The following is a 26353-nucleotide window of genomic DNA, read 5'->3' as shown; positions in this document are numbered from 1 at the left end:
ATGCTTCAATTAAGTTACAAGCCATACCTGCTGCAGTTAAAAAGAGTATTCACCATAGCGCGCGGCTCCCGCAGCAGCGCGCCGCTCATTCTTACCCGCCTCACATTCGGCGGCCAGGAAGGCTTTGGGGAAGCTTCCATGCCCGCGTTGTACGGAGAATCTTTTGAATCTGCCGCCGCTTTTCTTTCCCAGGTAGACCTTTCTCAATTTTCTTCCCCTTTCGAAACAGACACCATTCTTCAATACGTCAATAATATTGCACCCGGCAACCAGGCCGTAAAAGCTTCTATAGACATTGCGCTGCATGACCTGGTGGGCAAGCTCCTGAACGTGCCGCTGCACCAGTATTTCGGCCTGCCCGCGCAGGTGATGGATACCTCCATGACCATCGGCATAGACAGTCCGGCGGAAATGGCGCAGCGGGCACAGGAACACGCCAGTTTCCAGTACCTTAAAATAAAACTGGGCACGACCAATGACCGGGATATGATCAACGCCATCCGTTCCGTATCAGACGCACCGCTTTTTATTGACGCCAACCAGGGCTGGAAAGACCGGGAAGAAGCGCTTGACATGATTGGCTGGCTGAAGGAAAAAGGCGCCGTGTTCATTGAGCAGCCCATGCTGAAAGAAAATAAAAAAGACCTGGCCTGGCTGCGCCTCCACAGCCCGCTGCCCATCATTGGAGATGAGGGTATTCAGCGGCTCACAGACCTGCGCGAAGCGCCAGACCTGTATCATGGCATCAATATCAAGCTCATGAAATCTACCGGCCTGCGGGAAGGTTTCAAAATGGCCATTACCGCCAAAGCGCTGGGTCTTAAAGTAATGCTGGGCTGCATGTCTGAAACGTCCTGCGCTATTTCCGCCGCCGCCCAGCTGGGCGCGCTGGCAGACTGGGTAGACCTTGACGGCAACCTGGACGCGCAGAACGATCCTTACAAGGGAGCTTTTGTAACCAGCGGCCAGCTGCATACAACCGGCAAACCCGGCCTGGGACTTGAAAACACCAACTGGGACGCTATTGTTCCCTGTTCAATCAACTAGTGAATGGAACAACATCCCCTGATCACGAACGACGCGGTAGTATTTGGCCTGCTGATGAGCATCCTGGCTGTGATATTCGGTACATCCCGGCTGAACAACCCTTTCTTCCGGCGCCTCTACAACATCATACCGCCCATATTGCTCTGCTATTTTATTCCCGGCCTGCTGAATACCTTCGGCGTTATATCTGGCAGCCGGTCTGCCTTGTATTCCGTAGCGTCTGGCTATCTGCTGCCCGCCTGCCTGGTGTTGTTCACGCTTGGGCTTGACCTGGGCGCCGTATGGAAACTGCGGCACAAGGCGGGCATCATGTTTCTCACGGCCAGCATCAGCGTGCTCATTGGAGGGCCGCTGGCGGTGATGATAGTAGGGGCCGTCAACCCCGGCATTGTAGGCGGCGAAGGGCCAGACGCCGCCTGGCGCGGCCTGGCCACGCTGGCAGGCACCTGGATAGGCGGAGGGCCCAACCAGGCTGCCATGTACAAGGTGTTTCAACCCTCCGCCTCCCTGTTTTCCGCAGTAGTGGCGCTTGACGTTATTATTGCATACGGCTGGATGACGCTTATGTTATTCGCGGCGGGGAAAAAAGAAAAAATAGATGCGCTGTTCAAAGCAGACCCGCAGATAGTTAAAGACCTCACCACGCGCATGGAAGCCAGGGAAGAAGGCATGCGGCGCATACCGGAGCTGACGGACACCATGCTGATACTGGGCGTGGGAGCCGGCGCCACAGGGCTTGCGCACTGGCTGGCGGATATCATCACACCGTGGATAACCACCAACGCGCCCTACCTGGAGAAGTTCAGCCTGACATCTGGCTTCTTCTGGCTGATACTGATAGCCAGCATACTCGGTTTACTGCTGTCTTTTACAAAAGCCCGTACATTGGAGGGGGCCGGGGCATCCAGGATCGGCAACGTATTCCTGTATTTCCTCATCGCTACCATAGGCATGCAAATGGACATATATGCTATCTTTAACAGACCTGGCCTGTTAGTGGTGGGCCTCGTCTGGATCGCTATACATGGCCTGCTGCTGTTGCTGGTGGGAAAGCTGATAAAAGCCCCCTTCTTTTTTGTTGCGGTGGGCAGTATGAGCAATATTGGCGGCCCGGCCTCCGCTTCGGTGGCGGCTGCCGCCTTCCATACGTCGCTGGTGCCGGTAGCCGTGCTGCTGGCCGTATGCGGCTATGCCATCGGTACCTATGCGGCTTATTTATGCGGCTTGCTGATGCAGGCCGTCACTCCATAAAATGACTGTATGAAACGACTTTTTCTCTTTTGCTGTCTGGCGCCCTTTATGGCGGCAGCCCAGGCCCCGCAGGCAGACACACTGGCCATGATAGACAAAATAATGGACAAGTGGAACGAACAGACGCCCGGCGGCGTGCTGACTATTTTCCGCAACGGACAATTGTATTATCAGAAAGCCTTCGGTATGGCAGACCTGGAACTGCAGGTACCGGTTACCACCGCCTCCCTTTTTGAAGCAGGCTCCGTATCCAAACAATTTACCGCCACCGCGGTATTGTTATTGGCCAATGACAAAAAGCTGTCACTGGACGATGATGTGCGCAAGTACATCCCCGAACTGCCTGATTACGGTAAAACCATCACCATCCGCCACTTGCTGAACCACACCAGCGGCCTGCGGGATTGGGGCGTGGTGGCCGGCATAGCGGGCTGGGAACGTACCACCCGCGTATATACACAGGCTAACGCGCTCGACTATATTACCCGCCAAAAGGGGCTTAACCATGCCCCCGGTGAACGTTATATCTACAGCAACTCCAACTACACCCTGCTCTGTTATATTGCAGAACGCGTCAGCGGGCAAAAGCTGCCGGAGTTTACCGCCAGCCGTATTTTCAAACCCCTGGGTATGACACACACGCAATGGCGCAACAACTTCCGCCAGATCATACCCGGCCGCACAGTGGCCTACAGCAAGAACAGGCAAGGTTACGAACAAACCATGCCTTTCGAGAATACCTACGGCCACGCGGCCCTGCTTACCACCACGGAAGATCTCAGCACCTGGAACCAGAGCTGGGCAAAACAGGCGTTCGGCGGCGCTGTGGGTAATATGAGAACAACCCAGGGGGTGTTGAACAATGGTAAAAAGATCACTTACGCCGGAGGCGTATTTGTGAACCAGTATAATGGTTATACAGAAATCAGCCACAGCGGCGCTACTGCCGGTTACCGGGCCTGGATGGCCTGGTACCCTGAACCTGCGCTAAGCGTAGTATGCCTGAGCAACGATGCGGCTACCAGCCCCGTGGTGCTCAGTAAAAAAGTGACTGCCCTGCTGCTGGGCAGCCCTGCCGAAAAACCGCAGGATACTGTAAGCCTCACCGCTGTGCAGGCAGCTGCCGCCGCCGGCATTTACAGGAATGACCAGGGGCATGAGCTGCTGCGCATCACGGCAAGCGGCAAAAACCTCTACATGGCTGACAGCATCAGGCTGCAGGCTTCTTCACCCAGCCTTCTGCTGGCGCCCGGTTCAAGGAAATTCCTACTGGCCGCAGATAAACAACGCCTGCAGCTGATCACGGCAGATGACACGGTAACGTATACACGAGTACAGCCCTACCGGCCGTCCCCGCAGGAGCTGGCAGGGTACACCGGTACGTTCTTCAGTGAGGAATGTGATGCCAGCCAAGAGATTACCCTGAAGAACGGCCGCCTGCTCATCATCCGCCACCCCTCCAACAAAAGCGTACTGAAGCCCGCATTCCGGCAGGGAAGTATTACAGGCTTCACTTCCGCAGACCAGGTATTGTACCTGTTTGACCAGCGCAAACCCGGCTTTACCGCCAGCAGTACCCGCGCCGAAGGCATCATTTTTACAAAGGAATAAAACAACACCGCCTGTTACAGGCGCGTAATACCCGCAGGGGCAGGCCATGAAAAAATGGCCTGCCCCTGTGCATTTCCGGAACAACCTGCCCGCCCTCCCCCAAACATTTCCCTCCCCCACAAAAGCAGGACAGTACAGGACGGCACAGGACGCAACAGGACAGGAATATAGGATGCTTCCCATAAATTAGATGCGGTACCCATGCACATTCATATTCCACCTTATAATTTCCAGCAGTTATGATGAAAACCACTTTCCTAAATCGAGCCCTTAACCCACGTCTAACCCGGGCAGGAAAGATGCTGATGGTATTACTCTGCATCTCTTCCATCTCTTACGCACAAAAAACTATTACAGGCCAGCTTACAGACGCCGCTACCGGCGCCTCCCTTCCCAGCGTTACCGTGGGGGTGAAGGGAAGCAATAAAGGCACCTTTACGGATGCCGGCGGCCGCTACAGCCTGCAGGCCGCCGCCACAGACTCGCTGGTGTTCAGCATGATAGGCTTTGTTACCCAAACCGTGCTGGTGGGCAACCGCGACAAGATCAACATTCAGCTGGAAAACAGCAACAAAGTGCTGAACCAGGTAGTGGTGGTAGGTTACGGTACCCAGCAGAAAAAAGATGTAACCGGTTCTGTGGGCATTGTGCCCATGAAAAACATTAAAGACCTGCCCGTAGCCGGTATAGACCAGGCGCTCTCCGGCCAGATTGCGGGCATACAGGTCAATACCTCTAACGGCATACCCGGCGGCGGGCCGCAGGTACAGGTAAGGGGCATTGGCGCGGTAGGCGCGGGCAGCCAGCCGCTGTATGTGGTAGACGGGTTCCCGCTTTCTACCACCTCTGTAGAAGTGTCTAACCCCATGAATGCCATCAACCCGGCAGACATTGAGTCCATGGCCGTGCTCAAAGACGCCTCCGCCACCGCCATCTACGGCTCCCGCGGGGCCAACGGCGTAGTGCTCATCACCACCAAAAGAGGCAGCAGCGGCAAACCTACCGTGCAGATCAGCGCCAGCACGGGCTGGCAGGTAGTGCCGCAGAAAGGCCGGCCAGATCTGATGAACGGGCAGGAGTTTGCCCAGTTCTGGAAAGAGCTGACGGAAGACAAGATACGCTTCGAAGAGCACCGCGAGCCCACAGACGCAGACATCCCCGAAATTTACCGCAACCCCGCCGCCATCGGCAAGGGAACAGACTGGTTTGAAGAAGTGACCCGCGTAGCGCCCATGCACGAAGTGAACGTAAGCGTAAGCGGCGGCGGCGAAAAAACCCGCACCTACGTATCTGCCGGTTACCTCAACCAGGACGGGGTAATGATCAACACCGGCTACAAACGTTACTCCGTAAGGGCTAACGTAGAAACCATGCTGAGCGATAAAATAAAAGTAGGTGTAAACGTAGCGCCCTCTTTTGCCACCAAAAAAGGTTCCATCCGCGGAGAAGGCAGGGATGAGGTGTTTGGCATAGCCAGCCCCATTGAGCCGGCGTACCTGCCAGACGGATCGTACAACGCCTTCATCCAGAGCCCCGGCACCTTCGGGCTACCTAACCCTGTGATGCTGCTGAACGAAACCGTCAACAACGCGCAAAACAACCGCCTGATCATAAACGGCTTTGGTGAATATGAGATCATCAAAGGCCTGAAATTCAAGACCACCTTCAATGTTGACTGGCAAAGCGCCAAGGCGGAATACTTCCGCCCTTCCACGCTCGGCGGCGTAAACACCGCTCCGCCCAGCATTCCCTCCGGCAGCGTGGGGAACGCCAACATCATGAACTGGCTGAACGAAAACACGCTCACCTACAACTGGTCTGCCACCAGCGGCCACAACGTGACCGCGCTGCTGGGGTATACTGTGCAGCAGCAGAAGGAAACATACGCCAATTTCACCGGCACCAATTTCCCGGATGACGATATCAAGACCCTTAACGCCGCAGCCACACTCACCGGCGGTACAGACAAGCTGGAGTGGGCGCTGCTCTCTTACCTGGCCAGGGTGAACTACGCCTATAAAGACAGGTACCTGGTTACGGCTACCATCCGTAGCGACGGTTCTTCCCGCTTCGGCGCCAACAACCGCTGGGGTACCTTTCCCTCACTGGCAGTGGGCTGGCGCATTTCGCAGGAGCAGTTCATGCTGAACTCCCACCTGTTCAGCGACCTGAAAATAAGGGCTTCCTATGGTTTCACCGGCAACTTCAACATCGGCAACTACTCCTACATGAGCAACATCGGCACGGCAGACTACGTGCTGGGCGGCGGGCTGGCCGGCGGCCGTGTAATGAACGCTTTCGGCAACCCCAACCTGGGATGGGAAAAAATGAGAGAGCTGAACATAGGCCTTGACATAGGCCTGTGGAAAGACCGCCTGTACATTACCGCAGACTTCTACAAACGGAATACGGAAGACCTCCTGCTGCAAACCGAAATTCCCGCCTCCTCCGGTTTTGTGAACGTAACGGAAAACCGTGGAGACCTGGAAAACAAGGGCGTTGAGATCGGCATCAGTTCCCGCAACATCGAGAACAGCCGCCTCACCTGGAACACCAGCTTCAACATTGCCTTCAACCGCAACAAGGTACTGGCCCTGGGCCGCACCAACGACCCGATATATTCCGGCAACAGCAGCGAAGGCAACCCGACCAACATTACGGTCATAGGCCGCCCGCTGGCCATGCTGTACGGCTATGTGTTTGACGGCATTTACCAGAACCAGGCAGAAGTGGAAAGAGGCCCCGCCTTCCCCGGCGCCATCCCCGGCAACATCCGCTACAAGGACATTAACGGAGACGGGCAGATTACGCCGCGGCAGGATTTTGACATCATCGGCAACCCGTACCCTGATTTTACCTGGGGCATGACCAATACGCTCACCTACGGCGCCTTTGACCTGCGCGTGCTGGTGGTAGGCTCTATGGGAGCAGACAGGCTGCATGCCACCAATGATTATAACGGCAACATAGACGGTGTGTTTAACGTGAGGAAAGAAATAAAAGACCGCTGGCGTTCCGAATCGCAGCCGGGCAACGGCCGCATTCCCACCACCAACGGCACCGGCCGCGGACGCGTGATGTACCGCGATGTAAGCTCTCTCACGGTAGAAAAGAATGACTACGCCTGGATCAAGAACATCACCCTGGGCTACACCATTCCTAAAAAAGGGTTCCTTTCCAGCGCCCGCATTTACGCCAGCATTCAGAACGCCTTCCTGTTCACCAAATACAGCGGCAACCCTGAAGTGAGCAATTACCTTGGCAAAGGCGGCAGCGGTGCGCTGGTCCCGGGCATTGACTATTCCAATTACCCGGTACCGCGCATTTTTTCACTGGGCACGAACCTTACTTTTTAACCGTATGCTTCAAAACACGCTATCATGAAAACGAAAATATTTTGCTTTTGCCTGCTGGCCTTCTCTTCCACTGCTTGTAACCATTTGCTGGACGTAAAGCCGGCATCTTTCTCCAGCGGAGAAACCTACTATCAAACAGAGCAGCAGGTGCTGCGTGCTGTAAACGGCGCCTACGGGGTGCTGCAAAACCTCTACACCAGCGACTACTGGGCGCTGGCCGAAATGTCTGCAGACAATACCAATTACCAGTACAACGCCAGCGACCGCGGTGCGCAGCAACGGGAAGAGATAGACGAGTTCCTGATCACTTCCAGTAACAACTACATCAACACCGTATGGACGCAGCTGTACCGCAACATCAACCAGTGTAACGTGATCATCAGCCGTATAGACGGCGTGAAGTTCAGCAAGGAAGCCACCAAGGTGCAGTACGCCGGCGAAGCCAAGTTCCTGCGGGCCTTGCACTACTTCCACCTGGTGCGTCTCTTCGGCGCCGTGCCCCTCATCACCAAAGAGGCGGAAAGTCCGGCCAATGCCTTTACGCCTACCCGCGCAGCTGTTGATGAAGTGTACGCACAAATTATAGCAGACGCCAAAGATGCAGCAGAAGGCCTGCCGCCCTCCTACACCGGTGCAGACGTGGGCCGCGCCACCAAAGGCGCCGCGCTCACCCTGCTGGGGGAAGTATACCTCACGCTGAAAGATTACGCCAATGCTCAAACTACCCTGGCGCAGGTGCTCACGCTCAATTACGGCCTCACGCCGGAGTATGCGGACAATTTTGACCCCGCCAAAAAGAACAACGTAGAGTCTGTGTTCTCCGTACAGTTTAATGCCGGCCTGGAAACCGAAAGCAGCAATTACATTTTTGTGTTCGGCCCTATCAACGGCAAAAAAGACCTGACCGGTTATAACGGCAACCTGGGCGGCAATAACATTCCCACACCCAGCATCTACAATGCATATGAAGCCAATGACAAGCGGAGGGACGCGTCCATTTTCCTGTATGACAGTCCCTCCAATAGTGCTTACGAAGAGTCAAAGGCCTTTGGCGGCAAGCTGCCGCTGGTGAAAAAGTTCTACCACCCGCCTTACGCGCGGGATGGGCGCGCCAACGAGAACTGGCCCGTGTACCGCTATGCGCACGTATTGCTCATGCTCGCCGAAGCGGTGAATGAGACCGGCAACGGCGATCCCTACCAGTACATCAATCCCGTTCGTGAACGGGCCGGCCTGCAACCGCTGGCCGGGTTAGGACAGGCTGCCTTCCGGGATGCCGTGCAGCATGAGCAGCGGGTAGAGCTGGCGTTTGAGGACCACCGCTGGTACCAGTTGCTGCGCACCGGCAAAACAATTGAAGTAATGACACAGCACGGCATAGAAGAAAAAGCACGGCTCACGCGCCTGAGCAGCGCCACCTATACGCTGGCGCCCTACAAACTGCTCTTCCCCGTCCCGGACCGTGAGGTACGGCTCAACGGGTTTGAGCAGAATACAGGCTGGTAGGCATTTGCATTATCCACCTTTAGAGAAATAAAAACAAATATGGGAGTGAAACAAAAACTATTATGGGGCCTATGGGCGGTACTGGCAACAGCAGTGGCTTGCCAGCAACCGCAGGAAAGAAAACTGACCGGCAACCCCAAGATCGACAAACTCAAATTGCCCGACAGGTTCAACGTGGAGCACCTGTACAGTCCCGGAGACAACAAGCAGGGCTCCTGGGTATCCATGACCTTTGATGACAAAGGCAGGCTTATTGTATCCGACCAGTTCGGTTTCCTGTACCGCCTGCAGCTGCCTGCCATCGGGCAGGATTCTTCTGCTTTTAAAATTGAGCAGCTGAACATCGGCCCCGCAGATTCTACAGACTCCGTGCCCAAAGTATCCATGGGCTATGCGCAGGGCCTGCTCTATGCCTTCAACAGTCTTTATGTGATGGTGAACCACAACAAAGACAAAAAGTTTGACAAGGGCAGCGGCCTGTACCGCTTGCAGGATACGGACGGAGACGACCAGTTTGACAAGATCACGCTGATCAAGGAGCTGGAGGGCGAAGGCGAGCACGGGCCGCACAGCATTGTGATGGCGCCGGATAAAAAATCGCTGTATGTGATTGCCGGTAACTTCACCAAAATACCGGAAATGAACAGCTACAGGATGCCGCCTTCCTGGGAAATAGACAACCTCCTGCCGCTCATCCGCGACCCTAACGGGCATGACAATGTGGTGAACACTCATGGCGGATGGATTGCTCATATAGACTCCACCGGCTCCAACTGGGAACTGATCAGCTCCGGCTACCGCAACCCGTTTGACCTTGCGTTTAACGAAGCGGGAGATATGTTCACCTACGATTCAGATATGGAGTGGGACTTTGGAACACCCTGGTACCGCCCCACGCGCATCTGTTTTGTAAGCAGCGGCAGCGAGTTCGGCTGGCGACCCGGTACGGATAAATGGTCTCCCTCCTGGCCTGATAACCTGCCCGCTGTGCTGAACATCGGCCAGGGCTCTCCTACCAACTTCATGTCTTGCGCCAATGCCAACTTCCCGGAAAAATACCGCAAGGCGCTTTTTGCATTTGACTGGAGCTTCGGCATCATTTACGCCATTCACCTGCAGCCTGACGGCGCTTCCTATAAAGCAGAAGCGGAAGAATTTTTGTCGGGCGCTCCCCTGCCGCTTACTGACGGCGTAGTTGGCCCTGATGGCGCCATGTACTTCCTCACCGGCGGCCGCAGGCTGGAGTCTGACCTGTACCGTGTGTATTATGATGACGGGAAGAAGATAGACAGCAAGGAAACCGAAGCGCCCCAGCTTACAGAAGCTCATAAGATCCGCCGGCAGCTGGAAAGCTACCATGGCGGCGAAAAACCCGGTGCCATAGAAGCCGCCTGGCCTTACCTGAAACATGAAGACCGCTTTGTCCGCTATGCCGCCAGAACAGTGCTGGAAAACCAGCCTGTAGCCAACTGGCAGCAAAAAGCCCTGGCGGAAAAAGACCCGGCCACCGTTATTGAGACCACTATTGCGCTGGCGAGAAGAGGTGATAAAGCCATCAGGGACAGCCTGCTGCTGCAGTTGCAAACCATCGGCTACACCCGGCTTTCCCCCGCACAGCAAATAGACCTGCTCCGCGCCTTTGAACTGGTGCTGGTGCGCATGGGAGAACCGGGCGCGGCCGCTAAAACATCTACCATTGCTTACCTGGACGAGCACTACCCTGCCGCTGCCAACGAGCTGAACAGCCCGTTGAGCAAGCTGCTGGTACACCTGCAGGCGCCCGACGCCGTTAAAAAGACCGTAGGTTTGCTGGCCGTAGCGAAAGATGATACCACGGCCATGAAAACCGCCATGTCTTCCGCAGACCTCATCATGCGTAACCCGCAGTACGGGCTGGATATTGCAGGTATGCTCTCCAAAATGCCGCCGCTGCAGCAAACCTTTTACGCCACCGTGCTAAGTGAGGCCAAAGCCGGGTGGACGCCGGAGCTGCACGAGCAATATTTTAAATGGTTCTACAATGCCTTCGGGTTCAAGGGCGGCCACAGCTTCCTGGGCTTCATCAACACGGCCCGCAAGAACGCGCTGAAAAATGTGTCGAAAGACCAGTATGCACATTTCAACACCATTTCAGGAGATTCGCTGCTCAACAGCAACGGTCGCCTGGCGCAGGGCGGCGCCCAGCCCAAGGGCCCCGGCAGAAGGTGGCAGCTGGAAGAAGCGCTGCTGGTAATAGACAGCGGCCTGGCCAACAGGGATTTTGAGCAGGGCAAGGCCATGTTCAACGCCACGCTCTGTGCTTCCTGCCACATCATGAAAGGCGAAGGCGGCACCGCCGGCCCTGACCTGACGCAGCTGGGCACCCGCTTTTCCAGTAAAGACATCCTGGAAGCCATCATAGAGCCCAGCAAAACCATCTCTGACCAGTACGGCGCCACCGTGTTCACCATGAAAGACGGCAGCACCATCACCGGCAGGCTGGTAAATGAAGATGACGGGAAGTACGTTATTTCCCAGAATCCCTTCTCCCCGCAGATGCACAGGGAGCTGCCGAAAAAAGAGGTAAGCGGCACCAAGGCCTCACAGGTGTCTGTGATGCTGCCCGGCCTCATTAACCGGCTGAACCCGGATGAGCTGCGTGACCTGATGGCATATTTGAAATCAGGCGGTAATAAAGAAGATAGTATGTTTGTTAATCCTGTGAAGATTGGCAAACGCTGATACTACCACTTTAAAACCGCAACATATGGTACCGCAACAGCCTCAATGGCATAACAAAATATCGCACCATGCACAACTGGGTGGCATAGAAACATCTGTGCTTGACAACGGCCCCGGCAGGGGCAACCGCATTGCCTGGGTCAACACCGGCACGGGCCTTCGGTTCAAAGTGGTGATAGACAGGTGTATGGATATTGCGGAAGCTTTTTTTAACCAGCACAGCCTGGTGTGGCTGAGCTACGCCGGCCAGACTGCCCCTGATCCTTCATCGGACAGGGGCATTGCCTGGTTAAAGACCTTTGGCGGCGGCCTTTGCACCACCTGCGGCCTCACCCACGCCGGCGGCCCGGAACAGGACGAGCATGGCGAAAGAGGGCTGCATGGCCGCATGAGCAACACGCCCGCGGAAATCATTTCCGTGGTACAGCCAGACCCCGTCACCGGCAACCTGGACATGAGCATTACCGGCATCATCAAAGAGGCCACCGCGCTCGGCACCTGCCTGGAGCTGCGCCGCACCATTTCCGCGCGCATCGGTGAAGCCACGCTCCGCATACACGACCAGGTGACCAACCGCGGCAATACCACCGCGCCGCACATGCTGCTCTACCACTTCAACTTCGGCTGGCCGCTGGCAGACGAAGGCGCCGAACTCTACTGGGACGGGCCTTTACAGCCAAGAGACGAATTAAGTGTGCAAATCTTCAATAAAAATTATAATTTCAGGAGATGCGCACCGCCCTTGGCAAACCACGCAGGCACAGGAGAAGCCGCCGCGTTTATTGACGTAGCGGCCGGAGAAGACGGCTGGAGCACCTGCGGCCTGCACAACCCGCAGATAGGCCTGGCCGCCGTGCTGCGGTTCAAAAAAGAGCAGCTGCCATGGCTCACCAACTGGCAGCACTGGGGCCCCGGAGAGTACGTAACAGGCCTGGAGCCAGGCACCCACCCGCCCATTGGGCAGGCCGCCGCCAGGAAACAGGGCACCCTCATTCTGCTGCAGCCGGGAGAAAGCCGCTCTTACGAGCTGGAGCTAAGTGTACTGACTGAAAAAAATAACATCCATAAAATATTTCCACGATGAAACAATCCACTAACACTCTCAACGCAATGCCAATGGAAAAAACAAGTTTAGCGGCCAAAGCGCTGGAACAGGGCAAAGGTATTCTCCGCCTCGCTCCCACCTGGGTCCCCCGTTCCTTTTGTGTGCCCGGCCGCAGGATCAAGCTGCATCCCGATGATTATTATGTACTGGGCGGCGTGCGCGGCGGTATTGATGAACGCTGGCTGTCTTCCACTACTCCCGCCAAAAACGGCCCGCTTACCGGCGAACATGAAGGCCTGAGCAAAATAGTGTTCAACGACGGCGGCAAGGAAGTGCTCCTGCTGCTGAAAGACGCGGTAGACGAGCTGAAAGGCGAGCTGATAGGAGACCGGCTTTGGAACGCATACAAAAGCTGGCCCATGTATTCCAAGTTTTTCGACAACCAGGGCCCCCTGCCCCACCACATACATCATAACGACGAAAAGGCCGCGCTGATAGGGCAGCTGGGAAAACCGGAAGCATATTACTTCCCGCCGCAGCTGAACAACCACGGCGGAGACTTCCCCTACACCTTCATGGGCATTGCCCCCGGCACTACCCGCGAGCAGATAGGCGAATGCCTGCGCAATTTCACGAAAGGGGATAACAAGATCACCGATCTTTCACAGGCCTTCCTGCTCAGGCCCGGCACCGGCTGGGACGTGCCTCCAGGCCTGCTGCACGCACCGGGCAGCCTCTGCACCTACGAGCCGCAGAAAGCTTCCGATGTGTTTGCCATGTACCAGTCTCTCGTAAACAAAGCCGTAATACCGGAAGAGCTGCTGTGGAACGGCACGCCCAAAGAAAGCATCGGGGATTATGAAGCCCTGCTGGATGTAATTGACTGGGACCTCAACCTCGATCCCAACCTTCACCAGAACCGCTTCATGGCGCCCAAACCTGTAGCCGGCGGCGCCAAAGGCTATACGGAAAACTGGGTATGCTACAAGTCAGACGCGTTCAGCGCCAAAGAACTGACCATTGAGCCCGGCGCCACCGTGGTGATCAAAGACGCAGCCGCCTACGGTCTTATCATGATGCAGGGCCATGGCAAAATGGGCGTGTGGGATATTGAAACACCCGCGCTGATCCGCTACGGCCAGCTTACGCACGATGAATATTTTGTGAGCGAAAGCGCCGCAAGGGAAGGCGTGACCATCACCAACGCCTCCGCCACAGACCCCATCGTGATGCTGAAACACTTCGGTCCCGGTAACCCTGACCTGGTGTTGTAATTTTTTAACTTTTCAATCTACATGCACATGCAGCAAAATAATTATCCGAAACTGCACAATGCCACCTGGCCCGGCATTGTAGGCAAGGGAGACGGCTCCGAGCCGGTGATCGCTTTTGACAAAATGCTGGAAATGACCGCCGCCGCAGAAGTGAACGGCGTAAAGTTTGACGGCGTAGACATCGGCCTTTTCAACCCCCACTTTGACGTAAACGGTGGTGATGACGGCATTAAAAAACTGGCAGACAAGGTGGCCGCACATGGCCTGGAAATAGGCAGCCTGGTAGCCCCCATCTGGCCGCCGGACGGTGGCCCCGCCATGGGCAGCAAGGAAGAGCGGAAACGTTTTGTGGAGCAGGTACGTAAATCCTGCCACGTAGCCAAAACCCTGCGGGAAATCGGCATCCGCCCCCACGGCGTGGTACGTATAGACTCCGCCAGCACACCGGAAGCCTGGTCTAAAGATCCCGCCGGCAATACAAAGCTCATTGCCGAAACCTTCCGCGAAGCCTGCGACGTAGCCGCAGACTATGGTGAAAAGCTGGCCGCTGAAGGCGAAATATGCTGGGGCGGCATGCATAGCTGGAAAACCATGATAGAAACGCTGGAAGCCGTGGGCCGCCCCAATATGGGCTTCCAGGCAGATATGGCGCATACCCTGCTGTACCTGATGGGGTACAACAAACCGGAAGACCGTATACTGCCCGAAAATTTTGACTGGAGCAACCGCGCCGCGCTGGAAGAAGGCCTCAAAACCCTCACCGCTGCTCTCCGCCCCTGGACAATAGACTTCCATGTGGCACAAAACGACGGCACCGTGCACGGCACCGGCTCTCATGACAAAACCGGCCGCCACTGCCTGGCCAATGACCCTAACGGCAAGCTGAACATTGCCCATGATGCAGGTTATTGGCTGCGCGACGAGAAAGGCCAGCTTACCAAGGCATTCAAACACATCTGCTGGGACGGCTGTATGTTCCCCAACCAGAAAATGATGCTGCCGGACACCTGGAACAACATTCTTGCCGCCATGATCAAGGTACGGGAGCAACACGGCTGGTATGAGGCCCGGTAATATTTATACGATTCATCTTAAACCAACAACATGAGCCAGAAAAAACAACTCAACATAGCGCTGATAGGCACCGGATTTATGGGAAGAACGCACTCCAACGGCTACAACCGCATCCCCAACTTCTTTCCTGACCTGCAATACCAGCCAGTGTTAAAAACAGTATGCTCCCGCAACGCAGAAAAAGCGAACGCCTTTGCCAAACAGTGGGGATATGAAAAAGCGGAAACAGACTGGAAGAAAGTAATAGCTGATGAAAGCATAGATGCGGTAGACATCTGCACGCCGAACGATATGCATGCGGAAATTGCCATTGCCGCCGCGGAAAAAGGCAAAATGGTGCTTTGCGAAAAACCGCTGGCCCGTACTTTGGCAGAATCCAAAACAATGGTAGACGCCATCGAAAAAGCCGGCGTGGCCAACACCGTATGGTACAACTACCGCCGCCTGCCCGCCGTTACACTGGCCAAACAGATCATTGACTCCGGCAAGCTGGGGCGCATTTTTCATTACCGCGCCAACTTCCTGCAAGACTGGACCATTAACGCCAACCTGCCGCAGGGCGGCGCCGCCCTCTGGCGTATGGACGCAGACGTGGCCGGCTCAGGCGTTACCGGAGACCTGCTGTCTCACTGCATAGACACTGCCATCTGGCTGAACGGCAGCATCAAGAACGTAACCGCCATGACGGAAACTTTCGTGAAAGAAAGAATGCACCAGCTTACCGGCAAGGTGGAAAAAGTGAAGATAGACGATGCCTGCGCTTTCCTCTGCCGCTTCGAGAACGGCTCCCTGGGCCTGTTTGAGTCTACCCGCTACGCACGCGGCCACAAGGCTTTGTACACCTTCGAGATCAATGGCGAGCACGCCTCCATCCGCTGGGACCTGCATGACCTCAACCGCCTCGAATATTTCGAGAACTCGGATGATTCCAAACTGCGCGGCTGGCGCTCCATACATGTTACCGACGGCGAGCAGCCCTATATGGATAAATGGTGGGTGCCGGGCCTGGGCATCGGGTACGAACATTCGTTTGTACACCAGGTGGCAGACTTCCTGCAAAGCCTGGAAAACGGCAAACCCTGCTCTCCCACTTTCCGGGAAGCATATGAAACGCAGGCCGTATGCGAAGCTGTGCTCAACTCTGCTGCCGCAGGCGCATGGGAAATCGTAAACCTTGCATCAAAATAAAACAGTTATATGCTGAAATTATTCAGGCACACTTTATTATTGGCCGTGCTGCTGCCGCAACTGGCCTGCGCACAAAAGACCAAAAAAATATTCGACGGCAAAACCCTCAACGGCTGGGAAGGTGACGCCAACTACTGGCGCGTGGAAAACGGCTGCCTGGTGGGCGAGATCAAACCGGACAAGCCGCTGAAAACAAACAGCTTCATTGTATGGCAGGGCGGCCAGCCCGGAGACTTTGAGCTGACCCTCCGGTTCAGGATCAGCGAAAAAGGCAACAGCGGCATCAATTACCGCAGTGAAAAGCTGACAGACATTCCGCATGCGCTCAGGGGCTACCAGGCGGATATTGACGGAGCCAACCGCTACACCGGGCAGAACTACGAAGAGCGGAAACGTACCACCCTGGCTTACCGCGGCCAGCAGGTAACCATCCCTCCCACCAACCTGACCCTCAAGGAAGGCAGCCAGAAAAACGCATGGACGCCCATGCAGGTCACCGGCTCCCTTGGCACCAGTGACGAGCTGAAGGCCAAGATCAAAAGCGAAGACTGGAACACCTGCCGCATAGTGGCAAAAGGCAACCGCCTGCAACACTATATCAACGGCGTGCTCATGAGTGATGTAACCGACAATGATACCGTAAACGGCAGCCGCAAAGGCTTTCTCGGTATGCAGGTACATGTAGGCCCGCCCATGAAGGTGGAGTACAAGGATATTATGCTGAAAGAATTATAGTCGAAACAACACTGTGGAGCGGCCGTTCTCTGTAAGGGGAGCGGCCGTTTTTTTGTGCCTGCGCTGCAATAAGAAAGCCGGCCGCTTTACCTGCGGCCGGCCTCCGGCAGTTAAATATTGACGGGTGGTTTACTGTATCTTGTTCACCACCAGGTTATCATAGTAAATATAACCGTCTGTGGAAGACTGCCAGTAAGTCTGGCTGCCGCCGCGGAAGGTATGGAAAGACAGGTTCCTGATCAATCGCTTGCTGTCATTGGTAGTCCAGCGGATGGGCGTATCCAGCACGGTAGTGCCGTCTATCACTATCCTGGCCCGGCCGTTGGTGCTGGTGCCTGTGTTGCTTTTTATGTACATCTGTACCGTGTAGGTCTGGCCCAGGTTGAGGCTGCCGGAGGAAGGGTAAGACTTGCCGAAGTTGTCACCATACTGCCCCGGCTGGTCACGGTAATAGATGTAGGGATGGAAGTATACGCGGCTGCCGTTGTTGTACCACATCAGCCGCATGCTGCCGCCATTACCGTCCCAGCCAGGGTCTCCGCCCGTATTGCCGTCTCCCACCAGGAAGCCGAAGCCCAGCTTGCCGCCGCGGCTCCAGTCAAATGCGCTGTGAAAGCGCACGGTGTAAGACAGTTCATACTCCGAGCCGTCAGAAATATCCGTTCTGGCTATTACGCCGCCTGCGCCGCTCAGCGCATCTTTCAGCAGGGTGATGCGGAGGTTGCCGTTGGAGATCATAGACCGGGAGCTGTTCCAGCCGCTGATGTTGCCAAAGTCTGCTTCCGCCTGGGCCTGCGTGTATTGCGTACCGTGGGTGTAACTGTTCCAGTTTTCGGAAATAGAACTGTTGATGGCGGCAATAGACACATCCGTAGCGGCCAGGTTGTTTTCATTTGCAAGAAGGGGCGTGCTTTCCGAGGTGGCGGGCTTGCTGCATGCAGTAGCTATGAGGCATAACAATAGCATACCAGCGCTCATGGATTTCAGATGATTCATGTTTACTTGGTTTTCATTAACGTGAAAAAATCGGGTTACGTGCAAACAATACTTAACTGCGTTCTTTAATTTAAGCAAAAATCCCCATGTAAATCGCTTTTTACAGGCATTTTTATCCCTGCCGGAACTGTAGCAGCATTCCCGGGCAACGTAAGCATAAAATATCCTGTTATTGCGTTTCATGCACCAAATGTAGAACGGGAACAAACACGTTCCGCACAAGTGCGGCGAAATGCGGTTTTCAGCGCATGAAACCCGGTTTATCGCTCATGAACATAAAAAAGAGCCGGACCATGAGGGTGTTTTGCCTAGTATCACAATGCCCTCCGCCCCCGTTTCTCCGGTGTTACAAGCCGTTAACCATCGTTTTCCGTTGCGGGGAAATTATAGGGAAACGGTTTTTCAGCCGTGAATGAGCCGTCCCTATATAGGGACAATATATACACAACTGAAACACAAGATATAGACGGCTTATACACGGCTTATAACCAGCAAACACCAAAGTGAGACCGAAGTGCGAACGGCTAAACACCGGGAGAACACCGGTAAAACACCGGCGGAACATGGGCAAAACACGTAGCTCTATGAATTTATTTAAAGAGACGTTACTCCTTCCAAATCTCTTTGATCACCAGCTCCATGTTGTTCCCCTGCGGGCACGCCGCAGAATTGATGTTACCACGGAAACGTTCGCCATGAAAACCTCTTCCCCGTGAAATAATACGGCTTACGGGCATTTGCAGGAAAGCGCTGGCATCATGTGCGGCCAGCCAGTTGTAAGCGTATTTCAGCCACTTGCCGCGGTAGGCTTCCGGCTGCAGGTAAAGCCAGGTGATCTCGTCATATCCCCATATGAAATGCGAAGCAGTATCCGCCACGCCGGGCGTTTTGCTGATGCCGAAGTTATCGAACTCTACCAGGTAAGGCAGCGCATCACACTGCCAGCCGCTGGGCGTAACGCAGGCTTTGCTTCTGCCATAAATGGCATCTACATGCCCTACCTGCAGCATCCCTTCCATGGGTTTGCCTGTTACCGGCTTGATGCGCAAGGGGAAAGAATTGAAATCAAGCAGGCTCTTGCCGTCTACCACCATACCGCCCGCCGGCGTGTGCGCATCCAGCAGCACCCAGTGGCGGCGGGTATGTTTTTTGGCGTAAGCGCGCACATGCGCCATAAACTCTGCCCACTTGCGGAGGCCTTTGTCTTCCATGCCCATCAGCGCTATCTGGCCCATATGCAGCGCTTCACAGCCCAGGTTCATGTAGGTGCCGCAGAGGTACATCAGCCATAGCTGCGCCTCCTGGCGCGTAATATCAGGCACGCTGCCCCAGCGGCCCCAATGGTCCACAAATTTTCCGTTCAGGTTCAGCATGTCTGCATACCGGAAATTGCGCCTTTCCACCGGCAGCTCTAATGCTTCAAATGCCCAGGCGGGAATGGGCACTTCATTTACTTTTTCAGATACTGCCTCAAAAACAGCAGCCTGGAAAATTACTTCCGGGTCACGGGCGTGCACCTGCTGCATGAGGCGGCGCGCCTGCTCCAGGAAAGCGGGGTTGTTCAACACCCGCTCGTTGCCCCAGCGGTAAATGGCGCGGCCAATGAATTTGGCGCCAATGTTTTGAATGAGCCGAACATCGTCTGCCTTGTAAGGGTAAGGGCCGTCATTACCAAAAGGGTCTGCCGCCAGAAACTCCGCCATGGTAACGGCGCGGCTGAGGTAGTACTCCAGCGTTTGGCGGGAAAGGCCGTTGCTGTCCATGACGTGCTGCGCCCGTGTGGCAGCGGGCAGGGCCGTCAGAAGAAAAACGAAAGGAAGAAAAGAACGTGGCACCAGCGTTTTCATAATGGAAAATAAACAATGTTTTGCTTATTTATGCGCCAGCAGCCTGCAGCTGATCTGTATATGCTGCACCGGGCGCCCCTCCTCCGGCGCCTCTTCGTGAATAGTGCGCAGCAGCAGCCGCGCGGCCTCTTCTCCCATTTCATAAGAGCTTTCTTCTATGGAAGCTACAGGCTTGTGGTCAAGGTACTGCAGCAGCGGCAGGTTGCCGAAGCCGGCAAAATCAATTTTATGCAGTGTGGCCGGGTGTTTTCTTTTAAGATATTCGATGGCGTCAAGCGCAATGTAGTTCTTGAACGCAAAGAAAGCCGTAGGCGGCGTGGCCATTTTCATGAAACGCCGCATGGCGGCAAAAGTAGCTTCCTGCGTAAAATCTGAAGATTTTACCAGCGCGCTGTTATACGGCAGCTTGTATTTCTCCAGCGCACGGCGGTACCCCTCCAGCCGTGTATAACTTACAGACATAGACTCCGGGCCCATGATGTGCCCTATCTGTTTGTGCCCTTTTTTGATCAGGAATTCAGTGGCCTTGAAAGCGCCGTGCTCATTGTCTGAAATAACGGCATCAAAACCGTCTTCCATGGGCGGGCGGGCAAAAAATATGACGGGGATACCGGTGTAGGCGGTCTTCTTGAAAACAGACATGTCTTCCCTGTTCTTTGAAATGGCCACCAGCAGCCCGTCTACGCGGTTGCGCAACATCAGGTCCACAATTTTATCTTCCCGCGCAGGGTCTTCGTGAGATTGTGAAATGATCACATTGTACTGGTGCTGGCCGGCCACTTTCTCCGCGCCGTTAATGGCCAGCGCATAGTACTGGTCCATCAGGTTGGGAATGATGAGGCCGATGGTATACGTTCTGCTCAATTTAAAATGCCGCGCCGCCTCATTGGGAATATAGTTCCATTCATCCGCCAGCTTTTTCACACGTGCCTTGGTAGGCGGGCTGATGGAGGGATCGTTGCTCAGTGATTTGGATACCGTGGAAACAGACATGTTCAGCTTCTGCGCAATGTCTTTCAATGTAACGCCTCTTTTCATCGGGAATTTATTTTGCCGGTTATTCATACAAAAATATCTTAATTGAAACACGGAAGTACCGCTTTCACATTCTATTTCAATCGTTGTAGTAGCCGTTTAGCCCTTTCCTGCTGGTTTTAGACGGAGATTGTACATAAATTAGGCTATCGGAATGCAACCAAAAAATTACTGACCGGACCAATCTTACCATTTTTCATTAATAAACGATTGCCTATGTCGATCTCCGCCACGTTACGACTTACCATTATGGTATTGCTGATTATTCCACGGCTGGCTTTTGCGCAGACCACGCTCATCAAAGGGCGGGTAGCAGATGCGGATGGAAATCCCATTCCCGGCGCCGCTGTGGCTGTTAAAGGCACTTCGTCCGGCACCAGCACACTGCCAGACGGCACATTTTCCCTGCAGGTCTCCAGAACGGACGGCCTTGTACTCGTTATTTCCTCACTTGGCTTTGCCGAAAAGGAAGTAACGGTGGGCAGCAACACATTTTACAACGTGCTGCTCGAAAAATCTGAACAGTCCCTCAACGCCGTAGTGGTGGTAGGTTACGGCACACAGCGTAAAAGGGACGTAACCGGGGCCGTGGCCTCCATCCCGAAAGAAAGATTGCAGCAGCTGCCCAACACCAATGTGGCAGAGGCATTGCAGGGCTCCGTGCCCGGCCTGCAGATCAATACCAACGGCGGAGGCGCCGAAGGTAACGATCTTTCCATTCTGGTGAGGGGCCGTAACTCCATCAGCGCCAGCAACAGCCCCCTTATTATCTGGGACGGTATTCCCTATACCGGCGGCATTTCTGAGATCAACCCCAACGATGTGGAATCTATAGAAGTGCTGAAAGACGCTTCCGCAGCCGCCATCTACGGGTCAAGAGGCTCTAACGGCGTTATTCTCATTACCAGCAAACAGGGCAAAAAGGGAAAGGCGGATATTACCTACGACGGGTTCTATTCCACCCAGACCCTCATTAACAAACCGCGGCTGCTCACGGGGCCGGAGTTCTACGAATTCAAAACCACCCGCCTCAACGCCAACACCAACGTGCTCAGCCCGCAGGAGCAGGAAGTGTATGACGCCGGCAAATGGGTAGACTGGTATGACCTGGCCACCCAGCAGGGCAGCAAAATGCAGCATTCTCTCTCCGTGCGCGGCGGTACAGACAAAGTATCCTACTACGTAGGCGGAACTTATCTTGATGTAAAAGGCATAGCCCGCAATGACCGTTTTAAACGTTATTCCATCCGGCCATCATTAGACATAAAAATAACTCCGTGGCTTTCCATGGCTACGAGCACACAGATATCTTTCCAGGACCGTTCAGGCCTGCCGGTGGAATTTGACGACAGCCGGAACGCGGGCGGCGGCGCCAACTTCTTCAACCCGCTCACCGCACCGTTTAACGAAGACGGCAGCATTGCAGTATACGCTTACCTTGACAACAAGCAGGCCCGTAACCCGCTGGGCAACATACTCGTAAAGAACCAGGATAATTCCTACCGCATCTTCAGCACCAACAGCCTGAAAGTAGAAATTCCTTTTGTAAAAGGCCTCAGCTACAAGCTGAACACAGGTGTTGAATACGAGAACGTGTCACGCAAAACCTACTACGGCAGGAACGTGGCCGTTGGGCTGGAAAAGAACGGCAACGCCATCAACTACAACTCCCTGGGCCGCAACTTCACCATCGAGAACATCCTGAACTATTCCCGCGAGTTTGGCGTGCACAGCCTCAACATCACGGCGTTGTACAGCAGCCAGAGCGAAGATTTTGACCGTGACCAGTTGGAAGGTGTAGACTTTCCCAACGATGTGCTCACCAACTACCAGATGAACCAGGCCTCGCTGCTCACGCCGTCTTCCACCAACTTCAAGCAGAACCTGCTCTCTCAAATGGCCCGCATCAACTACGGCTATGACGGGCGGTACCTGCTGACGCTCACGGCCCGGAGAGACGGCTACTCCGCCTTCGGCAAGGATAAAAAGTACGGTATATTCCCCTCCGCTGCAGTAGCCTGGAATATTACGGAAGAAAACTTCATGAAGCCGGTTGAAGTACTCAGCAACCTGAAGCTGCGCGCCTCTTACGGTCTCAACGGCAACCAGGCCGTGAGCAGCTACAGCTCGCTGGCTACCATGACCAGCGCGCCCTATATCAGCGGTACCACGCTGTACCCCGGCTATATTCCCAACAAGTTATCTAACGAGAACCTTGGCTGGGAATCTACCCGCTCTTTCTCCCTGGGCCTGGATTTCGGCTTGCTCGCCAACCGCATCCAGGGTACAATAGACCTGTATTCAGCACGCACGGAAGACCTGTTGCTGCTGCGGAGCATATCTTCCGTACAGGGTATCACCGAAGTATTGCAGAACATCGGCAAAACGTCTAACAAGGGCATAGAGATAGGCATTACCTCCACCAATATCAAATCCCGGAACTTTACCTGGAACACCAACGCCAACTTTTCCAGCAACCGCAACAGGATACTGGACCTGTATGGAGACGGGAAAGACGATGTGCTGAACGGCTGGTTCATCAACAAACCCATCCGTATGATCTACGCCCTGCAATATGACGGCATTTTCAGGTCTGAAGAAGAAGTGGCCGCCTCTGCCCAGAAAGACGCTCAGCCCGGCTGGGTAAGGGTGAAGGACGTAGACGGCAGCGGCACCATCAACACCGCATCTGACCGCACCTTTATTGGCCAGCAGGACCCGAAGTTCACCTGGGGCCTCACCAACACCTTCCGCTACAAGGAGTTCAGCCTGATGGTGTTTCTGCACGGCGTACAGGGTGTCACCAAAAACAACCCGCTGCAAAGCGACAACGTGTTTGCAGACACCCGCCGCAATACCGTGAAAAAAGACTGGTGGTCTCCCAAGAACCCCAACGGCACCCATTTCTCCAACGATGCCAATGCCAACAAGCTGAGCGTGCAGCAATACGAGAACGGCAGCTTCATGCGCCTGAAAGACGTATCACTGGCTTACGAGCTGCCTGCCTCCCTCAAAAAGAGACTGCAGCTGAATGCGGCCAAATGCTACGTGACCGCGCGCAACCTGGCCACCGTTACCAAATACAAAGGGCTTGATCCCGAGCTGACAGACCAGAACGGCATTCCGCTGCAGCGGGAAATTGTAGTGGGCCTTACCATTGGGTTATAATCGGTTTTTATCAGAAAACAAATGTTATGAACAAAGTCATCAAGCTATCGCTTTCCACCATATTAGTACTCAGCGGCCTGCAATGCCACAAGGGTTTTCTCGATGAAGAGCCCAAGGCCATCATTGCGCCTGACAACCTGTACGTAAACAAGGCCGGTTTTGACGCAGGCCTCTACGGCCTGTACAACAGGGTACGGTCTGAACGCAAGGGCATCAACGGCGCCAGCAACGACCTTACCAGCACCGCCGCCGTTATTGGCGTAGACAATGCTTACAGCCTCTACCCCGCCGGCGGCGCCGCGGAATCCGTGTTCAACGATTTTGGCGTACGTATGAACCCCACAGCCGGTTATATCCGCAACCTCTGGGAATATCTCTACCAGACTATCAACGCCGCCAACACCATTGTAGACCGGGCTGAAAACCCTGATGTGGAATGGACGGAAGACGAAAAGAACCAGGTAGTTGCGGAAGCGCGCCTCATCAGGGCCTGGGCCTACCGCCACCTCACCTACCTCTGGGGCAACGTACCGCTGAACCTGCATGAATCTGACGGCAACAACATCCGCACGGACTGGGATAGAACGCCGGTAGCGGAAGTGCGCGCGGCCATGGAGCAAGACTGGCTGTTTGCCGAAGCCCACCTGCCTGATGTACCCGTAATGGACGGCAGGGCCAGCAAAGCGGTAGCACAGCACTACCTGGCGGAACTGTACCTCACCATCGGCAACAATGAAAAGGCCAGGGAAAAGGCGCAGGCTGTAGTGTCTAATACCAACTACAACCTCATGACCGCCCGTTACGGCGTAAACGCCAACCAGCCCGGCACGGCCTTTACCGATATGTTCCTGGACAAAAATTCCAACCGCAGCGAAGGCAACCGCGAAGTGCTGTGGACCTTCCAGAACGAGTACCTGACGGTAGGCGGCGATGTGAACATCATGAGAAGATGGTGGGTGAACCGTTATAATACCATCAAAGTGAACAATAAAACGCCCATTACTTTCTCGGTAGAGAACGGTGGCCGTGGCATTGGCCGGTTTGCCGCTACCAAATACGCGTTTTCCGTTTACGGGGCTAATGACGACCGTGGTTCTTACCATGCATGGCGCTTTTTTTACATCATGAACTACCCTTCTTCCCTGCCTTCCGGCTCACAACCCAACGCCACCTGCGCTTCACCGGGCTGGACGGGTTCAAAATTGGGAGATACGGTAAAGCTCAGCATCAATTGCAACGAGCCCAACCCCAGCGCCACCACGGCACAGAACTGGCCCAGCACGCGCAAATGGGACTGGGCGCCGCCGCCGCCGGATGTAGAGAACTCATCCAATTATAACGACCAGGTGTACCTGCGCCTGGCGGAAACGTACCTGCTGCTGGCAGAAGCCCAGTTCAAACTGGGTGATGCGCCCGCCGCAGCTATTACCATCAACGCCATCCGCAACCGTGCCCACGCCACACCTATTACGGCCGGAGACGTAACCATGGAATTCATCCTGGATGAGCGCTCCCGTGAGCTGTTTTCTGAAGAGCACCGGCGGTATACGTTGCTGCGCACCGGCACCTGGTTCAACCGCACCAAACAATACAACCGGTTCACCGGCGCTAAAATAGTACCGAGAGACACGCTGCTGCCCATACCGCAGAGTGTCATAGACGCAAACCTTACCAAACCCATGGAACAAAACCCGGGGTACGACCAATGATGATACAACACCTTCTGAAACTGGCAGCTGCCTGCTGTACGGCGCTGCTGATGGTAAACGGCGTTAAGGCACAGCAGCAATCGGATTATGACCTTTACCTGGTAATTGGCCAGTCTAACATGGCCGGCCGTGGCGAAATAAGCGGCGCTTACGCTATGGAAGCGCCGCGCCACGTGGTGATGCTCACCAAAGACCTGCAATGGGTACAGGCCAGACACCCGCTGCACTTCGACAAGCCGAAAGTGGCGGGCGTAGGCCCGGGCATTTCTTTTGCGGAGATCATGGCCAAAAAGCGGAAACGGAAAACCATTGCACTGATACCCTGCTCCGTAGGCGGCAGCTCCATTGAATCATGGGTGCCCGGCGGTTTTGACAAACCTACCGGCACTCACCCGTATGACGATATGCTGGTGCGGCTGCAGGAAGCCATGAAAAGCGGCACCCTGCGCGGCGTGATCTGGCTGCAGGGAGAGTCTGATTCCAGCCCGGAAAAGGTCAAGACCTACCTGTCCAAATTGCAGGCGCTGATAGAACGCATCCGCACGGTAGCCGGCAACCCCCAGCTGCCCTTTGTGGCCGGGGAACTGGGCCAATTCAGGGACAACTACCGCCAGTTCAATGTTGAGCTGCACAAGCTGCCGCAACTGGTACCTTACACGGCCGTAGCCACTTCCGAAGGACTGACCCATAAAGGAGACAATACACATTTTGACGCTGCGTCTGCCGCTGCATACGGCAAACGCTTTGCGGCAAAAATGAAAGCCTTGCAAAAGCGCAAGTCATAAAATGT

Annotated in this window: 17 protein-coding genes; 14 read left to right on the top strand and 3 right to left on the bottom strand. The window is 54.9% G+C overall.

Features of this window, described 5'->3' with window-relative positions; genetic code table 11:
- The 11 genes from ABDW36_RS08970 (at position 1) to ABDW36_RS08920 (ending at position 16808) form a co-directional block, all read left to right on the top strand.
- Positions 1–1047 carry a dipeptide epimerase gene (locus ABDW36_RS08970; RefSeq protein WP_343701550.1) on the top strand — a complete coding sequence of 349 codons (1047 nt, stop codon included), beginning with the start codon at positions 1–3 and terminating at the stop codon, positions 1045–1047.
- Positions 1048–1050: 3 nt separating this feature from the next.
- A complete protein-coding gene (locus tag ABDW36_RS08965; protein WP_343701549.1) occupies positions 1051–2298 on the top strand; it encodes a DUF819 family protein in 1248 nt (415 codons plus the stop codon).
- 9 nt (positions 2299–2307) lie between these two features.
- Positions 2308–3909 (top strand): serine hydrolase domain-containing protein, encoded by a 1602-nt coding sequence (locus ABDW36_RS08960; RefSeq protein ID WP_343701548.1) that lies wholly within the window; start codon positions 2308–2310, stop codon positions 3907–3909.
- Between the two features lie 299 nt (positions 3910–4208).
- A complete protein-coding gene (locus tag ABDW36_RS08955; protein ID WP_343701547.1) occupies positions 4209–7265 on the top strand; it encodes a TonB-dependent receptor in 3057 nt (1018 codons plus the stop codon).
- A 24-nt stretch (positions 7266–7289) separates the two neighbouring features.
- The gene (locus tag ABDW36_RS08950; protein ID WP_343701546.1) at positions 7290–8771 is read left to right on the top strand and encodes a RagB/SusD family nutrient uptake outer membrane protein; all 1482 of its coding nucleotides are present in this window, start codon (positions 7290–7292) and stop codon (positions 8769–8771) included.
- Positions 8772–8816: 45 nt separating this feature from the next.
- Complete coding sequence (locus ABDW36_RS08945) at positions 8817–11492, top strand: c-type cytochrome (RefSeq protein WP_343701545.1); 2676 nt, start codon at positions 8817–8819, stop codon at positions 11490–11492.
- A gap of 25 nt (positions 11493–11517) precedes the next feature.
- Entirely contained in the window at positions 11518–12576 is a 1059-nt protein-coding gene (locus ABDW36_RS08940) for an aldose 1-epimerase family protein (RefSeq protein ID WP_343701544.1), read from the top strand.
- Positions 12573–13811 carry a hypothetical protein gene (locus ABDW36_RS08935; RefSeq protein WP_343701543.1) on the top strand — a complete coding sequence of 413 codons (1239 nt, stop codon included), beginning with the start codon at positions 12573–12575 and terminating at the stop codon, positions 13809–13811. Before ABDW36_RS08940 ends, ABDW36_RS08935 begins: the two co-directional genes overlap by 4 nt.
- A 27-nt stretch (positions 13812–13838) precedes the next feature.
- Complete coding sequence (locus ABDW36_RS08930) at positions 13839–14885, top strand: TIM barrel protein (RefSeq protein WP_343701542.1); 1047 nt, start codon at positions 13839–13841, stop codon at positions 14883–14885.
- A 30-nt stretch (positions 14886–14915) separates the two neighbouring features.
- A complete protein-coding gene (locus ABDW36_RS08925) occupies positions 14916–16073 on the top strand; it encodes a Gfo/Idh/MocA family oxidoreductase (RefSeq protein ID WP_343701541.1) in 1158 nt (385 codons plus the stop codon).
- Positions 16074–16082: 9 nt separating this feature from the next.
- Positions 16083–16808: a DUF1080 domain-containing protein gene (locus tag ABDW36_RS08920; RefSeq protein ID WP_343701540.1), complete on the top strand. Its 726-nt coding sequence runs from the start codon at positions 16083–16085 to the stop codon at positions 16806–16808.
- Between the two features lie 129 nt (positions 16809–16937).
- Here the strand turns inward: ABDW36_RS08920 and ABDW36_RS08915 are convergent, their stop codons facing one another.
- From ABDW36_RS08915 to ABDW36_RS08905, 3 genes are all read right to left on the bottom strand, one after another.
- Positions 16938–17804: a polysaccharide lyase gene (locus ABDW36_RS08915; protein ID WP_343701539.1), complete on the bottom strand. Its 867-nt coding sequence runs from the start codon at positions 17802–17804 to the stop codon at positions 16938–16940.
- A 605-nt stretch (positions 17805–18409) separates the two neighbouring features.
- Positions 18410–19651: a hypothetical protein gene (locus ABDW36_RS08910; RefSeq protein WP_343701538.1), complete on the bottom strand. Its 1242-nt coding sequence runs from the start codon at positions 19649–19651 to the stop codon at positions 18410–18412.
- Positions 19652–19675: 24 nt separating this feature from the next.
- Positions 19676–20689, bottom strand: a complete 1014-nt coding sequence (locus tag ABDW36_RS08905; RefSeq protein WP_343701537.1) for a LacI family DNA-binding transcriptional regulator — start codon at positions 20687–20689, stop codon at positions 19676–19678.
- 213 nt (positions 20690–20902) lie between these two features.
- Between ABDW36_RS08905 and ABDW36_RS08900 the strand changes: the two genes are divergently transcribed.
- From ABDW36_RS08900 to ABDW36_RS08890, 3 genes are read left to right on the top strand one after another with little or no spacing between them, the layout of a single operon-like run.
- A complete protein-coding gene (locus ABDW36_RS08900; RefSeq protein ID WP_343701536.1) occupies positions 20903–23854 on the top strand; it encodes a TonB-dependent receptor in 2952 nt (983 codons plus the stop codon).
- A gap of 26 nt (positions 23855–23880) precedes the next feature.
- Positions 23881–25563: a RagB/SusD family nutrient uptake outer membrane protein gene (locus tag ABDW36_RS08895; protein WP_343701535.1), complete on the top strand. Its 1683-nt coding sequence runs from the start codon at positions 23881–23883 to the stop codon at positions 25561–25563.
- On the top strand, positions 25560–26348 hold the full coding sequence (locus tag ABDW36_RS08890) for a sialate O-acetylesterase (RefSeq protein ID WP_343701534.1): 789 nt from the start codon (positions 25560–25562) through the stop codon (positions 26346–26348). The genes ABDW36_RS08895 and ABDW36_RS08890 overlap by 4 nt, the downstream gene beginning before the upstream one ends.
- Positions 26349–26353: the final 5 nt, after the last annotated feature.

Origin of the sequence: Chitinophaga sp., assembly GCF_039596455.1 — a bacterium.
Lineage (GTDB): Bacteria > Bacteroidota > Bacteroidia > Chitinophagales > Chitinophagaceae > Chitinophaga.
Note: the sequence above shows the minus strand (reverse complement) of the source record. Positions and strands in the feature narration are given on the sequence as shown.

Excerpts from the sequence above, each read along its gene's own strand:
- ABDW36_RS08930 (WP_343701542.1), top strand. The coding sequence starts at position 13,839 with ATGCAGCAAAATAATTATCCGAAACTGCACAATGCCACCTGGCCCGGC.
- ABDW36_RS08940 (WP_343701544.1), top strand. The coding sequence starts at position 11,518 with ATGGTACCGCAACAGCCTCAATGGCATAACAAAATATCGCACCATGCA.
- ABDW36_RS08965 (WP_343701549.1), top strand. The coding sequence starts at position 1,051 with ATGGAACAACATCCCCTGATCACGAACGACGCGGTAGTATTTGGCCTG.
- ABDW36_RS08915 (WP_343701539.1), bottom strand. The coding sequence starts at position 17,804 with ATGAATCATCTGAAATCCATGAGCGCTGGTATGCTATTGTTATGCCTC.
- ABDW36_RS08895 (WP_343701535.1), top strand. The coding sequence starts at position 23,881 with ATGAACAAAGTCATCAAGCTATCGCTTTCCACCATATTAGTACTCAGC.
- ABDW36_RS08935 (WP_343701543.1), top strand. The coding sequence starts at position 12,573 with ATGAAACAATCCACTAACACTCTCAACGCAATGCCAATGGAAAAAACA.
- ABDW36_RS08905 (WP_343701537.1), bottom strand. The coding sequence starts at position 20,689 with ATGAAAAGAGGCGTTACATTGAAAGACATTGCGCAGAAGCTGAACATG.
- ABDW36_RS08920 (WP_343701540.1), top strand. The coding sequence starts at position 16,083 with ATGCTGAAATTATTCAGGCACACTTTATTATTGGCCGTGCTGCTGCCG.
- ABDW36_RS08925 (WP_343701541.1), top strand. The coding sequence starts at position 14,916 with ATGAGCCAGAAAAAACAACTCAACATAGCGCTGATAGGCACCGGATTT.
- ABDW36_RS08950 (WP_343701546.1), top strand. The coding sequence starts at position 7,290 with ATGAAAACGAAAATATTTTGCTTTTGCCTGCTGGCCTTCTCTTCCACT.
- ABDW36_RS08960 (WP_343701548.1), top strand. The coding sequence starts at position 2,308 with ATGAAACGACTTTTTCTCTTTTGCTGTCTGGCGCCCTTTATGGCGGCA.
- ABDW36_RS08955 (WP_343701547.1), top strand. The coding sequence starts at position 4,209 with ATGCTGATGGTATTACTCTGCATCTCTTCCATCTCTTACGCACAAAAA.
- ABDW36_RS08970 (WP_343701550.1), top strand. The coding sequence starts at position 1 with ATGCTTCAATTAAGTTACAAGCCATACCTGCTGCAGTTAAAAAGAGTA.
- ABDW36_RS08910 (WP_343701538.1), bottom strand. The coding sequence starts at position 19,651 with ATGAAAACGCTGGTGCCACGTTCTTTTCTTCCTTTCGTTTTTCTTCTG.
- ABDW36_RS08900 (WP_343701536.1), top strand. The coding sequence starts at position 20,903 with ATGTCGATCTCCGCCACGTTACGACTTACCATTATGGTATTGCTGATT.
- ABDW36_RS08890 (WP_343701534.1), top strand. The coding sequence starts at position 25,560 with ATGATGATACAACACCTTCTGAAACTGGCAGCTGCCTGCTGTACGGCG.